We start from the raw sequence: 15219 nt of genomic DNA, 5'->3' as shown, positions 1-15219 counted from the left end.
GGGGGGGTCCGGGGGGGGTCTCCCTCTTTCGCGACTGGGCACACCCCACCCCCGCGGCGGCGGCCCGCCCGGGCGCGAAGGCGTCCGGGCGGCGCCGCCGTTGCGCTTTCTACCCCCACCGACCGCGCGCGGGGCTGCTTCTTCTTCCCTACTGACCGGCCTTCCCAGACAGCAGTGTTGTGGAAAACACCGCTTGGAGGCCCGCAGTGAAGGCATCGTTCGCGCAGCGCAGGCTGTGGTTCCTCGACCAGCTCACCCGAGGTTCCACCGACTCCTTGCTCCCCCTGGCCCTGCGGATCCGGGGCGCCCTCGACGTCCCCGCGCTGGAACGGGCGCTGACCGGGGTCGTCGCGCGGCACGAGGTGCTGCGCACCCGCTTCACCGCGGTGGACGGGGAGCCCGTACCGCGGGTGGACCCGGTCCGGCCGATCAGCCTGGAGCCGACCGCGGCCGCCGACGCCGCCGAGGTCTTCGAGCGGGAGCTGTCCCGTCCCCTGGACCTGGCCGCGGAGCACCCGGTGCGGGCCACCCTCGCCCGGCTCGGCCCGCAGGAGCACCTGCTGCTCGTCGTGGTCCACCACATCGCGGTCGACGGCTGGTCCTGGGACGTGCTGCTGCGCGAACTGGACGCCGGTTACCGCGGCGAGGCCGTGGCGGCGCCCGACCTCCAGTACACCGATGTCGCCGAGGCCGAGGCCGAGCGGCTCGGCGGGCCGCGCATGGAGCGGCTGCTGGGCTACTGGCGCGAGCGGCTGGCCGGGTCGACCCCGCTGGCGCTGCCCACCGACCGGCCGCGGCCCGCGTTCTGGGACGGCTCGGGGGACGTGGTCCGCTTCGAACTGCCGGCCGCGCTGGTCGCCGAGGTCGACCGGGTGGCCCGCGAGCACCGCGCGACCCGCTACATGCTGCTGCTCTCCGTCTACCAGGCCCTGCTGGGCCGGTACTCGGGCCGCCGGGACATCGCGGTGTGCACCACGCTCGCCGACCGCGGCCGCCCCGGGGTCTCCGGGCTGATCGGCCCCTTCGTGAACACCATCGTGCTGCGCACCGACCTGTCGGGGGACCCGACGTTCGCGGAGCTGCTGGCGCGGGTGCGGACCGGGGCGCTCAAGGACTTCTCGCACGCCGAGGCCCCCTTCGACCGCGTGGTCGGCGAGGTGGTCACCGAGCGCGACCTGTCCCGGCACCCGCTCGCGCAGGCCTCCTTCACCCTCCTCAACAACGCCCCCGCCCCGGCGCGCCTGGGCGACCTGGACGTCGCCCTCGTCCCCACGCCGCTCGGCGGCACCGGGCTCGACGTCTTCCTCGACCTCAGCCTGCGCGCCAACGGCGACGTCGCGGCCATGCTCCAGTACTCCACCACCCTGTTCGACGACGCCACGATGGAACGCTTCGCCGAGGGGTACGTCGCCCTGGTGCGCGCGGTGGTGGCCGCGCCGACGGCCGCGGTCGAGGCGCTCGCCGGGCGGCTGGAACCGCTGCCCGGCGGGGAGGCACGGCGCCTGGTGGCGCTGGCGGGCGGCCCGGGGGCCGGGTCCGCCGGTGCCGCCGCGCCCTTCGCCGTGTCCGGGGATCCGCAGGCGCCGGCCCTGGTCTGCGGCGGCGAGTCCTTGACCTACGGCGCGCTGGACGCGCTGACCGGCGACCTGGCCGCGGCCCTGGTCGGGGCGGGGGTCGGGCCCGGCACCCCGGTCGGGGTGTGCATGCGGCGCGGCAACGCGTCCGTGGCCGCGATGGTCGCGATCTGGCGCGCGGGCGGGGTCTTCGTCCCGATGGACCGTCAACTGCCGGTCGACCGGCTGCGGTTCATGACCTGGGAGGCGGGCGTGCGGTGCGTGCTGACCGATGCCGCCACCCGGTCGACGGCGCGGGAGCTGGGCGCGCCGCTGCTGGTCGTGGAGGACGTGCGGCCCGGGTCGGGCGCGGACGGCGCGGCGCCCCGGCACGCACCGGATCCGCGGGAGCTGGCGTACGTCATCTTCACCTCGGGCTCCACCGGCCGCCCCAAGGCGGTCGGCGTGGAGCACGGCGCGATGTCCGCCCATGTCGGCGCGGCGCGGGCGGAGTTCGGGATCACCGCGGCCGACCGGGTGCTCGCCTTCTCGTCCTTCTCCTTCGACGCGTCCCTGGACCAGCTGCTGACGGCGCTGGGCTGCGGGGCGACGCTGATCGTCCGGCCCGACGAGCAGTGGCTGCCCGACCGGGTGCCCGCGATCGTCGAGCGGCACGGGATCACCGTGGTGAACCTGCCGCCGACCTACTGGAGCGAGCTGGCCTTCTCCCTCACCGACGCCTCGGCGGCGGCGCTGGCCCCCCTGCGCCTGCTGATCCTGGGCGGGGAGTCCGTCCCGGCGGGGGCGCTGGCCGCCTGGCGGGCCCGAGTGCCGGGGGTGCGGGTGGTCAACGCCTACGGCCCGACCGAGACCACCGTCACCGCGACCGTCCACGACGTCGCGCACCCGGCGGCGGGTGACGCGGCGGCGGCCCGGGTGCCGATCGGCCGTCCGCTGGGCGGGCGCCGGGCGTACGTCGTGGACGCGCGGGACGAGCTGGTTCCCGAGGGGGTCGCCGGCGAGCTGCTGCTCGGCGGAGCGGAGTTGGCGCGCGGCTATCTCGGCCGACCCGGCCTCACGGCGGCCAGGTTCGTGCCCGACGCCTTCGGCGGGGACGGCGGGCGGCTCTACCGCACGGGCGACCTCGTGCGCCGACTGGCCACCGGGGAGCTGGAGTTCCTCGGTCGGACCGACGACCAGGTCAAGATCCGCGGCTTCCGCATCGAGCTCGGCGAGGTCGAGGCCGTCCTGCTGGAGTGCCCGGGGGTGGTGGCGGCAGCGGTGGCCGCCGGTCCGGACGCCCAGGGCGGCACGGCGCTGGCGGGCTACGTGGTGGGCGCCGACGGTCCGGTCCCGGCCCCCGTCCTGCGCGCCTTCTGCGCCGAGCGGTTGCCGCACTACGCGGTGCCCGCGGACTTCGTGTCCCTCGACGCGCTCCCGGTGAACGCCTCCGGCAAGCTCGACCGCGGCGCGCTGCCGGCCCTGCGCCCGGACCGCGACCGGGCTGCGAGCGGCGCCGAGTTCATCGCCCCGCGGAACGAGACCGAGCGGGTGGTCGCCGGGATCTGGGCCGAGGTGCTGGGCGTGGACCGGGTCGGCATCGACGACGGCTTCTTCGACCTGGGCGGGCACTCGCTGCTGGCCACCATGGCGGTCTCGCGGATCGCCGAGCGGCTCGGCCGCGAGGTGGAGCTGCGCACCCTGTTCGAGAACCCCAGCATCCGCTCCTTCGGGCCGCTGGTGGCGGCGGCCCGGCAGGCCGGGGCGGCCGCGGTGGTCCCGGTGGACCGCTCCGGGCCGCTGCCGCAGTCCTTCGCCCAGGAGCGCATGTGGTTCCTGGACCGGATGTCGGAGGCCGGCGACGCGTACGTGCTGTGGTTCTCCTGGCGGATGCGCGGCGGCCTGGACCGGGCGGCCTGGCAGGGCGCCCTGGACGAGGTGCTCGCCCGGCACGAGGCACTGCGCACGACGCTGACCGAGCGGGACGGGCGGCCCGTGCAGCAGGTGGTGGAGGGGGTCGGCGTACCGCTGGAATGGCGCGCGGCCGCGCCCGGCGAGGAGTCCGTACGGCTCGGGGAGGTGCGCGAGCAGGCCTTCGCCTTCGCGACCCGGCGGTTCGCGCTGGAGCACCCGCCGCTGCTGCGGGCGGGGGTGTGGGAGCTGGGGCCCGAGGACCACGTCGCGGTCCTCTCGTTCCACCACGCGGCCACCGACGGTTGGTCCAAGGACATCATCATCGGCGAGCTGTCGGCCTGCTACCGGGCCCGACTGGCCGGGGAGCCGGCGGCGCTGGAGCCGGTGCCGGTGCAGTACGGGGACTACTCCGTCTGGCAGCGCGACCGGCTGAGCGGCGAGGTGCTGGAGCGGCAGCTGGACTACTGGGAGCGCCACCTCGCCGGGGTGCCCGCGCTGGAGCTGGCCACGGACCGGCCGCGTCCGGCGCTCTGGTCGGGCCGGGGCGGCGCGGTCGAGGTGGACCTGCCCGCGGAGCTGGCGGTCGGGCTGGGCGAGCTGACCCGCCGGTTCGGGGTGAGCCGGTTCATGGTGCTGCTGGCGGTGACCCAGGTCGTGTTGGCCCGCTGGTCGGGGCAGCGGGACCTCGCGGTGGGCACCCCGGTGGCGGGTCGCGGCCAGGTGGAGCTGGAGCGGCTGGTGGGCCTGCTGGTGAACACGGTGGTGCTGCGGGCCGATCTGTCGGGCGAGCCGACCTTCGAGGAGTTCCTCGGTCGGGTCCGGGAGTCGGTGCTCGGGGCCTTCGACCACCAGGAGGTGCCCTTCGAGCGGCTGGTGGAGCAGCTGCGCCCGGAGCGGGACCCGTCGCGCAATCCGCTCTTCCAGGTGATGTTCGACGTACAGGAGAGCGCCACCGGCGGGCCGCGGGTCGCGGGGCTGGAGGTGGAGCACTTCGTCCTGCCGTGGCGCTCGGCGAAGTTCGACCTCACGGCCACCTTCCTGCTCTATCCGGACCGGTTCGCGCTGAACGTGGAGTACGCGAGCGACCTCTTCGACCCCGAGACGGTGACCCGCTTCGCCGGGCACGTGGGCCGGGTGCTGGCCGCGGTCGTGGCCGACCCGGGGCGGCCCGTCGGGCGCCTGGAGCTGCTGTCGGCCGCCGAGCGCGCCGAGCTCACGGCCGGGGCCGCGGATACGCCGACGCTCGCCTGCGCGCCGCCCTTCGCGGTGCGGGGCGAAGCCGGTGCGGTGGCCCTGGTGTGCGGCGAGGACGTCGTGCGCTACGGCGAGTTGGACGCCCTGACGGGCGGCCTGGCCCGGGCGCTGGCCGCGGCCGGGGCGGCCCCGCACACGCCGGTCGGGGTGTGCCTGCGCCGGAGCACCTGGTCGGTGACGGCGATGGCCGCGATCTGGCGGGCGGGCGGGGCGTACGTACCGCTGGACCCGCACCTGCCCGAGGAGCGGCTGCGCTTCATGGTGGAACAGGCCGGGGTCGGGTACGTCGTGACGGACGGCCCGACCGCCGACCTGGCCGCGGCGCTGGGGCGCCCGGTGCTCCGGGTGGAGGACGTGCGCCCCGATCCGGACGCGCCGCGGCACGCACCGGACCCGCGCGAGCTGGCCTTCGTCATCTTCACGTCCGGTTCCACCGGCCGCCCCAAGGCGGTCGGGGTGGAGCACCACGCGCTGGCCGCGCACGTCCGGTCCGCCGGCGAGCGGTTCGGGGTGAGCGCCGAGGACCGGGTGCTGAACTTCGCCTCCCACTCCTTCGACGCCTCCCTCGAACAGATCCTGCCCGCACTCGCCGCCGGGGGCACGGTGGTGATCCGGCCGGACGAGGTGTGGACGGTGGAGGAACTCGCCGAGCGGGTCCGGGCGGAGGGAGTGACCGTCATGGAGGTCACCCCTTCCTACTGGGAGGAGATCGCCGCCCGCCTCGACGCGGTGGCCGGCGACCTCAAGAGCCTGCGGCTGGTGGTGACCGGCGGGGAGGCGCTGCCCTCGGCGCCGCTGGAGCGGTGGTTCGCCCACCTGCCCGACGTGCCCGTGGAGAACACCTACGGCCCCACCGAATCCGTCATCTCGGCCACGTCCCACCTGGTCACCGGACCGGTCGCGGGCCGGGTCCCGATCGGCCGGGCCTGGGGCGAGCGGCGGCTCTACGTCGTCGACGCGCACGACGAGCTGGTCCCGGTCGGCGTGCCGGGCGAACTCCTGGTCGGCGGCGCCGAACTGGCGCGCGGCTACCTCGGCCGCAGCGCCCTGACCGCCCAGCGCTTCGTTCCCGACCCGTACGGCGCCACCGGCGGCAGGCTCTACCGCACCGGCGACCTGGTGCGCCGGCTGCCGGGCGGGGAGCTGGAGTTCCTCGGCCGGACCGACCACCAGGTCAAGATCCGCGGCTTCCGCATCGAGCCCGGCGAGATCGAGGCCGTCCTCGAGCAGTACGCGGGCGTCAGCGGAGCCGCCGTCCTGGTCCGCGAACTGCGCGGGGACCGCGCCCTCGTCGGCTACGTGGCCGGAGCGGGCCTCGGCGCCGCGGAGTTGACCGACTGGTGCCGCACCCGGCTGCCCGGCTACATGGTCCCGGCCGCCTTCGTGGTCCTCGACTCCCTGCCCCTGACCGTGCAGGGCAAGACCGACACCGCGGCGCTGCCCGAGCCCGAACTCCCGGCGCCCGCCGCCTCCGTGGCGCCGCGGACCCCCACCGAAGAGGTGACGGCCCAGATCTGGGCCGAGGTGCTGGACCTGCCCGGGATCGGGGTCCACGAGGACTTCTTCGCCCTCGGCGGGCACTCGCTGCGCGCCGTGGCGGTGGCCTCCCGGCTGCGCACCGCCTTCGACTGCCCGGTCCAGGTCCGTGACCTGTTCGAGCACCCGACGGTCGCACTGCTCGCCGCATTGGTGGAGCAGCGGCTGTTCGAGGAGATCGCCGGGATGAGCGACGACGAGATCGACCTGTCCCTGACGGCTGACTTCTGAGACGAGATAGGACCGCATTCCCATGACCACTTCACAGGTCGAACCCTCCACCGCTCAGGGCGGACTCTCCCCGGCGGCCCGGCAGCTGCTGGAACGCAGACTGCGCGGCCGGGCCGGTGGCGCCGCGGCGGCGGGCATCCCCCGGGTCTCGCCCCGACCGGAGCGCGTCCCGTTGTCCTCCGCCCAGCAGGGCCTCTACTTCCTCCACCGGCTCGACCCCCGGGGCGTGGAGTACCTGATGCCCGCCGCCTGGCGGTTCACCGGCCCGCTGGACCTGCCCGCGCTGGACGCCGCGGTCGGTGACCTGGTGGTGCGCCACGAGCAGTTGCGGACGGTCTTCCCGGACGTGGAGGGCGTACCGGCCCAGGAGGCGCTGCCCGCCGACGGCGCGGGCCTGCACCTGGTGGAGCTGCCCGAGGGGGCGGACGCCACCGCCGTGGCCGAGGCCGTGCGCACGGCGGCGCTGCGCCCCTTCGACCTGGCCGTCGAGCCGGGGTTCCGCGCCACGCTGGTGCGGGTCGCGGCCGAGGAGCACGTGCTGGTCCTGGCCCTGCACCACATCGTCGCGGACGGCTGGTCCCTGGACCTGCTGATGCGGGACCTGCGCGCCTTCCACGCGGCCCGTTCGGCGGGCACCGCGCCGCCCGCCGACCCGGCGCCGATCTCCTACGCGGACTACGCGATCTGGCAGCGCGGCCGCGACGAGAGCGCGGACATCGCCTACTGGCGCTCCGCCCTGGCGGGCCTCGCCCCGCTCGAACTCCCCCTGGACCACCCGCGCCCGACCACCCGTTCCTACGCCGGGGCCGCGCACACCGTGGAGCTGCCCGCGGAGCTGACGCGGGCGCTGGCGGAGGTGGGCCGACGGACCGACACCAGCGCGTACATGACCACCCTGGCCGCGTTCCAGGCGGCCCTGGGCTTCCACAGCGGGCAGGACGACATCGCGATCGGCACGGTCGTCGCCAACCGCGAGCGGCCCGAGACCGAGCAGCTCGTCGGCTTCTTCGTGAACACCCTGGTCGTCCGGACCGACCTGGCGGGCGACCCGACCGGGGACGAGCTGCTCGCCCGGACCCGGGAGAGCGTGCTGGGGGCGCTCTCGCACCAGACGCTGCCCTTCGAGCGGGTGGTGGACGAGCTGAGTCCCGACCGGGACCTGTCGCGCAATCCGCTGTTCCAGGTGCTGTTCACGCACACCGCGGCCGAGCGGGGCGACTACGCGCTGGGCGGGGCCACCGGCGCGGCCTTCCCGATCGACCTGACCACCGCCAAGTTCGACCTGACCCTGGACGTCCTGGACGACGCGGGCCGCCAGAGCCTGCGCCTGGTCTACCGTCCCGACCTGTTCGCGGCGGAGTCCATCGCCCGGCTGGCGGAGCACACGGTGGCGGTCCTGCGGGCCTTCACCCGCACGCCGTCCGTCCCGCTGAGCCGTACGACGCTGCTCACGGACGCGGAGCTCGCGGAGCTGCTCGGCCCCGAGGGCCCGGCGAACCGGCCCGTGGCGAGCGCCGGTACCTCTGGAGCCGCCGCGCCCGGTGCTCCCCGGCTCGCCGCCGAGCGGCTGGCCGAGCACGTCCGGCGCACGCCCGACGCCGTGGCCGTCTCGGGCGGCGGCCGCGCCCTGACCTACGCCGAACTGGACGCGGCCTCCCGGGCGCTGGCCCGGCGGCTGCGGGCCGCCGGGATCGGCCCGGAGTGCCTGGTCGGGGTGTGCCTGGGCCGCTCGGTCGACCTGGCCGTGGCGCTGCTCGGGGTGTGGCGGGCGGGGGCGGCGTACCTGCCGCTGGACCCGGCGCACCCGCGGGCCCGGCGGGAGTTCACCGTCGCCGACGCCGGGGTGGAGTGGGTGGTCACCGACGACACCGGGCGCGCGGCGGTGGAGGGGCTGGCCGTCGGGGTGATCCCGCTGGCGGAGCCCGGGGGCGCGTCGGCCCCGGGCGACCCGGCCGACGACCTCGCCTCCGTGGTCCCCGGTCCCGACTCGCTGGCCTACGTCATCTACACCTCTGGCTCCACCGGGCAGCCCAAGGGGGTCGAGGTCACCCACGCCAACCTGGCCTGGCTGCTGGGCGCGGCCGACCACCACTTCGACTTCGGCCCCGACGACGTGTGGACCCTGCTGCACTCCCCCGCCTTCGACTTCTCCGTCTGGGAGCTGTGGGGACCGCTCACCTCCGGCGGGCGGGTGGTGGTGCTGACCGAGGACGAGGTCCGCGACCCGGCGGCGGTGCACGCCGTGCTGCGCGCGGAGCGGGTGAGCGTGCTCAACCAGACCCCGGCGGCTTTCAAGGGGCTGCGGGCGCACCTGGCGCAGCAGGGCGCGGACTTCGCCGAACTGGCGTTGCGCACGGTGGTCTTCGGCGGCGACGCCTTCGACGCCCGGGACTACCGGGACTGGTTCGCGGGGCCGGCCGCCGGGCGGCCCGCGCTGGTGAACATGTACGGCATCACCGAGACCACCGTGCACGTCACCTACCGGTTGATCACCGAGGCGGACACGGTCGCGGCGGTCTCCTCCCCGATCGGCCGCCCGCTGGCCGGGCAGCACGGGTACGTCCTGGACCGCACGGGCCGGATGGTGCCCCGGGGCACGGTCGGCGAGCTGTACGTGGCCGGGGGCGGCGTGGCCCGCGGCTACCGCAACCGGCCCGAGCTGACCGCCGAGCGCTTCCCGTCGGACCCCTTCGCGCCGGCCCCGGCGCCGGGCGGGGCGGCGGCCCGGATGTACCGCACGGGCGACCTGGTGCGGGTGCTCCCCGACGGGCAGCTCGCCTACGCGGGGCGCGCCGACCACCAGGTGAAGATCCGCGGCTTCCGGATCGAGCCGGGCGAGATCGAGACCGCGCTGCGGGTGCTGCCCGGGGTGCGGGACGCCTCGGTGGTGGCCCGGCCCGACGGGCACGGCGGCGCCCGGCTGGTGGCCCACGTGGTGCTGAGCGAGGGGCGGCCGCTGGACGCGGCAGACCTGCGGGACCGGTTGCGCCTGACGCTGCCGGAGTACATGGTCCCCGCCCTGTTCGTCCGGCACGCCAAGCTGCCGATCACCGCGAACGGCAAGGTGGACCGTGCGGCCCTGATCGCGGTGGCGGCCGAGGGGGCCGCGGCCCCGGCCGACTTCACGGCGCCCGAGGGCGCGGTCGAGGAGGCGCTGGCCGGCATCTGGTCGGAGGTGCTCGGCGCCGAGCGGATCAGCCGGAGCGCGAACTTCTTCGACCTCGGCGGGGACTCCATCCTGGCCCTGCGGGTGATCGGCCGGGCCCGCTCGGCCGGGCTGGGCCTGAGCGTGGCGGACCTCTTCCGGGCCCGGACCCTGGCCGACCTGGCCGCCGCGGCGCGGGAATCCGCGGACCCGGCGGGTGCGCCCGTGGTCGCGCCGTTCTCGCAGCTGGACCCGGCGGACGCGGCGCGGCTGCCGGAGGGCCTCGTCGACGCCTACCCGCTCACCTTCCTGCAGACCGGCATGTTGCACGAGATGCTGGCGGACCCGGAGCGCGGGGCGTACCACAACGTCACCGACCTCAAGATCACCGTGCCCGAGGGCTTCGACCTCGCCGCCTTCCAGAGCGCCGTGGACGCGGTGGTGCGCGCCCACGACATCCTGCGCTCCTCCGTCGACCTGGTGTCCTTCTCCGAGCCGATCCAGCTGGTGCGTCCGACGGCCGACCTGCGGGTGGGCTACGTCGACCTGCGCGGCCAGGACCGGGCGCGGCAGCGGGCGACGGTCAAGGCGTACGTGCGGGAGGAGTTCGCCCGCCGCTTCGACCTGGCGACGGCGCCCCTGGTCCGGCTGCACCTGCACCACGTCGGCGACCACGAGCTGCGGTTCACGGTCACCGACTGCCACATCGTGCTGGACGGCTGGAGCCTGACCTCGCTCATCGCCGACGTCCTCGACCTGCACCGCCAGGTGGTGGCGCAGGGTCGGCGCGAGCCGAGCCTGCCGCCCTCGCCCCGGTTCGCGGAGTACGTCGCCCTGGAGCGGGCGGCGGTGGACTCGGAGGAGAGCCTGAAGTTCTGGAGCGCCCAGCTGGACGACCTGCGGCCGGTGCGCTTCGGCCGCCGCTCGGGCGGGCCGGTCGACGGCGACGCCGCCATCATCGAGATCCGGCGGTCCTACGCGGCGCTGGCCGAGCCGATCGGGCGGCTCGCGCAGCGCGCGGGCGTCCCGCGCCGGACCGTGCTGCTGGCGGCCTTCCACCACGCGATGGGGCTGTTCACGGACGCCGAGGCGGACACCGACGGCGGATCCGCCGGGCACTCGATCGGCCTGGTCACCAACGGCCGCCCGGAGGAGAGCGGCGCGGACCGGATGCGCGGGCTGTTCCTCAACACCGTGCCGTTCGGGATCCGGCGGACCGGGGAGAGCTGGCTGGACCTGGTGCGCGAGGTGTTCGCCGCGGAGCAGGACCTGATGCCGCACCGCCGGGTGCCGCTGGCCCGGCTGGGCCGGCTGCGGCCGGACGAGCCCGGTCTGGTCGACGTGCTCTTCAACTACATCAACTTCCACCGGCTCTCCGGGGACACCTGGGACGAGTCGGAGGAGATCGCCCGGACGATGTTCCCGCTCAACATCAACGTGAGCGTGCAGGGCTTCTCGGTCGACGCCGATACGACCCGGGTCGACCCGGCCACCGCCGAGCAGCTCGCCGACGCGGTGTGCGCGCTGCTGGAGACCATGGTCGGGGACCCCGACGGGCCGGTGGCGCGGCCGGTGCTGCGCGGCGCGGCCCGGGAGCGGGCGCTGGTGGAGTGGGCGCGCGGTCCGGTGGTGGACAACGACCCCCGGATGTTCCAGGAGTGGATCGCGGAGCACGCGCTGCGCGCTCCGGACGCGATCGCCGTCACGCATCCGGACCGGGAGGTCGGTTACGGCGAACTCGACGCTTCCGCCGGGGTGTTGGCGGGCCGGTTGCGGGAGCTGGGCGTGGGCCCGGAGGTGATCGTCGGGATCTGCGCGGACCGGGGTCCGGACATGGTGCGCTCCGTGCTGGCGGTCCTCAAGGCGGGCGGCGCGTTCCTCCCGCTGGATCCGCAACACCCGACCGAGCGGCTGGAGTTCGTGGCCGGGGACAGCGGGATGCGGGTGCTGCTGACCCAGTCCGCGCTGGCGGGCCGGGTGCCCTTCGACGGCCCCGTCGTGCTGGTCGACGTACCGGCCGAGTGCGCGGGCTCCGGCGGGGTCCCGGTGGCCGGTACGGGCCCGGACAACACCGCCTACGTGCTCTACACCTCGGGTTCGACGGGCCGTCCCAAGGGCGCGGCGGTCCCGCACCGGGGCCTGAGCAACCTGATCCACGGCCAGCGGGACGTCTTCGCCCCCGCGCCCGAGGACCGGGTGCTGCAGTTCGCCTCCTTCAGCTTCGACGTGTTCGTCAGCGAGCTGACCTGGGCCCTGGCCAACGGGGCGCGGCTGTGCACCGCTCCCAAGGAGGCCCTGATGCCCGGCCCGGACCTGGTCGCGACCCTGCACCGGTACGGGGTCACCGCGGCCGCGCTGCCGCCGAGCACCCTCGCGGTGCTCGCGGAGCAGGGCGACCCGCTGCCGCTGCTGCACACCATCGTCACCGGCGGCGAGGCGCCCACGGCCGAGATGTCGGACGTCTGGTCCCCCGGCCGGATGTTCATCAACTCCTACGGCCTGACCGAGACGTCGGTGTGGTCCTGCGCCGAGGTGTGCGTGGCCGGCACCGGGCTGCCGCCGATCGGTCCGCCGATCCGCAACAGCCAGGTCTACGTCCTGGACCGGGACCTCGAACCGCTTCCGGTCGGGGTGCCCGGCGAGATCTGCCTCGGCGGTGACGCCGTCGGCCTGTACTACCTGAACCGCCCCGCGCTGACGGCCACCACCTTCGTGCCCGACCCCTACGGCGCGCCCGGCGGGCGGCTCTTCCGCACCGGCGACCTCGGCCGCTACCACGCCGACGGGAGCATCGAGTGCCTCGGCCGCCGGGACAACCAGGTCAAACTGCGCGGTTTCCGCATCGAGTTGGGCGAGCTGGAGTGCGGGCTGCGGGAGCTGCCCGAGGTGAACAAGGCGGTGGTGCTGCTGCGCCGTGACCTGCCGGGCGATGCAGCACTGGTCGCCTACGTCGTCCCGGAGCCCGGGTGCGCGCCGGACGCGGAGGGGATCCGCCAGGCGCTGCGCGCCAGGATGCCGGCCTACATGGTGCCCGCGCGCTTCGTCTTCCTCGACGAACTGCCCCTGAACAGCAGCAAGAAGGTGGACCGGCGGGCCCTGCCGCTGCCGCTGGAACGCTCGGACGTGGACGCCGAGTTCACCGCCCCGCGCACGCCGACCGAGGAGGTGCTCGCCGAGGTGTGGCGCGACGTCCTGGGCACGACGGAACTCGGCGTCCACGACGACTTCTTCCGGATCGGCGGGAGTTCGCTCTCCACCGTCCGGGTGGCCGCCCGGGCGGCGGCCCGCGGGCTGAGCGTCTCCGTGCGCGACCTGATCGAGCTGCCGACCATCGCCCAGCTCGCCGCCCGCGCCGAGGAGGCGGCGGGCACCGCGCCCGCCGCCGTGACCTCCGAGGTCCGGCTGCGCGAGGGAACGGGCGACCCGCTGTGGTGCGTGCACCCGACGGGCGGCAGCGCCGCCTGGTACGTGGGACTGGCCAGGGCCCTGCCCGCCGGGACGCCGGTGCGCGCCTTCCAGGCGCGCGGCCTGCTCGGCGGGGTGGACCCGACGACGGTGGCCGGCATCGCGGCCAACTACGTGGCCGAGATGACCGCGCACGGCGCGGACGGCCCCTACGACCTGCTGGGCTGGTCCATGGGCGCCAACCTGGCCATGGAGATGGCCACCCAGCTGCACGAGGGCGGTCACCGGGTCGCACCGCTGACCCTGATCGAGCCCTACCTCCCCAGCGCGGTGGCGCGCGCCCAACTGGCCGACGTCAGCGCCAAGATGGTCACCGGCAAGCAACTGCGGGACCGGCTGCGCGCGCTGCCGCCCGGCGCGGAGCGCGAGGCGGTGACGGCCGAGCTGACCACCCTGCTGCTGAGCGCGGACATGAGCCCGAGCGAGGCCGCCCTGGTGGAGAACGCGCCGATCGAGGTGTGGCACTCGCTGCTCACCGCCCTGGCCGACTACGAGGTACGGCCCTACCCGGGCCACGTCCACCTGGTGGTGGGCTCGCACGCGGCGGCCCTGCCCGACGACGAGCCGATGCCCGGCCTCGACGTGGGCCTGCGCGAGTACGTCGAACGCTGGCGGGAGCAGGCCCTGGGCGGGCTGACCCTGCACGTCACCGAAGGCGACCACATGTCGCTGATGTCCGAGCCCCTGCTGGGCCGGACCGCTTCCCTCCTGCACGCCATCCGGACGGAGACCCGGGCATGACCACGACGATTCCCGCGGGCGGCCCGGCCGCCCTGCTGACCGCCCCGACGAAGCTGCTGACCGCGCCCCCGCGGCCCGCCTTCGCCGAGCGCTACCTCCTCGAACCGGCGCTCAACGCCGACCCCTACGGCTACCTGAACGCGCTGCGCGACCACGACCCGGTCCACTGGAGCGCCATGCACCGGGCCTGGCTGGTCACCGGACACGGCCAGTTGATGCACTGCCTGCGCGACCCGGCGGTCTCCGCCGAACGGGTGGGCCCCCTGATGGACGCCGTCCCCGAGGGCGCCCGGGAGGACACCGAGCGGGCGTTCTCCATCCTGTCCCGCTGGATGGTCTTCAACGATCCCCCGCAGCACCGGCGGCTGCGCCAGGTGTTCCAGGAGCAGTTCTCGGCACGCGGCATCGCCCGCTACCGCACGTTCGTCGAGCGGGCCACCCGGGCCATGCTGACCCGCCGTTCGGTGCCGGGCAACAGCGGCGACCTGCTGGCCGACATCGCCCGGCCGCTGCCCTCGCTGGTCTTCGCCCGCTGGCTGGGCGTCCCCCAGGCGCACAGCCCCTCCTTCTGGTACTGGAACGCCCGGGTCGGCGACCTGGTCCTCGGCGCGGCGCAGGAGGAGCGCGAGTACCGCACCTCCCTCCAGTCCCTGGTGAAGCTGGACGACTACCTCGCGGGTCTCGTGCGCGAACGCGCCGCCGACCCGAAGGACGACCTGATCAGCTCCGTGCTCGCGGGCGGCCAGATCGGGAAGTCGGTCAGCGAGGAGGAGTTCGTCGGGATGCTGACCCAGATGGCCTTCGCGGGCGGGGAGACCACCAGCAATCTGATCGCCAACACGATGCTCGCCCTGCTGCGCCACCCCGAGCAGTTGGCGCAGGTCCGCGCCAACCCGGACCTGGTGCCGCTCGCCGTCGAGGAGACGATGCGCTTCGACGGCCCCTCGAAGATGTCGATCCGCAGCGCCGCCCGCGACTTCGACCTCGACGGCCGCGCGGTGCGCGGCGGGGACCGGCTGTTCCTGGTCACCGCCGCCGCCAACCGGGACCCCGAGCGGTTCGCCGACCCCGACCTGTTCAGCGTCGCGCGGGGCAGCACCTCACACCTCGGCTTCGGCTTCGGCGCGCACTTCTGCATCGGAGCCGCGCTGGCCCGGCTGGTGGCCTGCTCGGTGGTCGGCGTCCTCGTGCGCGAGTACCCGGACCTGGCCCTGACCACCGACCGGCACTCCTGGCAGCCGTCCCTGCTCAACCGCGCCCTGACGGCCCTTCCCGTCCGGTACTGACCCCGGGCGGCCGGGGGCCCGCCCCCGCCCCCCCACCCCCCCCCCCCCGCCGCCCCCCGCGGCCCGCCGCCGGGTGCCAACCAGGGCGCCCCCC

At 75.3% G+C, this 15219-nt stretch carries 3 protein-coding genes; all 3 read left to right on the top strand.

Annotated features, from left to right (window positions below; all coding sequences use genetic code 11):
- The first annotated feature begins 206 nt into the window (after positions 1-206).
- From ACFWAR_RS15255 to ACFWAR_RS15245, 3 genes are read left to right on the top strand one after another with little or no spacing between them, the layout of a single operon-like run.
- On the top strand, positions 207-6488 hold the full coding sequence (locus tag ACFWAR_RS15255) for an amino acid adenylation domain-containing protein (RefSeq protein WP_385777076.1): 6282 nt from the start codon (positions 207-209) through the stop codon (positions 6486-6488).
- A 22-nt stretch (positions 6489-6510) separates the two neighbouring features.
- Positions 6511-13839, top strand: coding sequence for an amino acid adenylation domain-containing protein (locus ACFWAR_RS15250; RefSeq protein ID WP_385777074.1), 7329 nt, complete (start codon positions 6511-6513; stop codon positions 13837-13839).
- A complete protein-coding gene (locus ACFWAR_RS15245) occupies positions 13836-15125 on the top strand; it encodes a cytochrome P450 (RefSeq protein ID WP_385777072.1) in 1290 nt (429 codons plus the stop codon). The genes ACFWAR_RS15250 and ACFWAR_RS15245 overlap by 4 nt, the downstream gene beginning before the upstream one ends.
- The last annotated feature ends 94 nt before the right edge of the window (positions 15126-15219 follow it).

The sequence above is a fragment of the Streptomyces sp. NPDC059917 genome, from assembly GCF_042730635.1.
Lineage (GTDB): Bacteria > Actinomycetota > Actinomycetes > Streptomycetales > Streptomycetaceae > Streptomyces.
Note: the sequence above shows the minus strand (reverse complement) of the source record. Positions and strands in the feature narration are given on the sequence as shown.

Excerpts from the sequence above, each read along its gene's own strand:
- ACFWAR_RS15245 (WP_385777072.1), top strand. The coding sequence starts at position 13,836 with ATGACCACGACGATTCCCGCGGGCGGCCCGGCCGCCCTGCTGACCGCC.
- ACFWAR_RS15250 (WP_385777074.1), top strand. The coding sequence starts at position 6,511 with ATGACCACTTCACAGGTCGAACCCTCCACCGCTCAGGGCGGACTCTCC.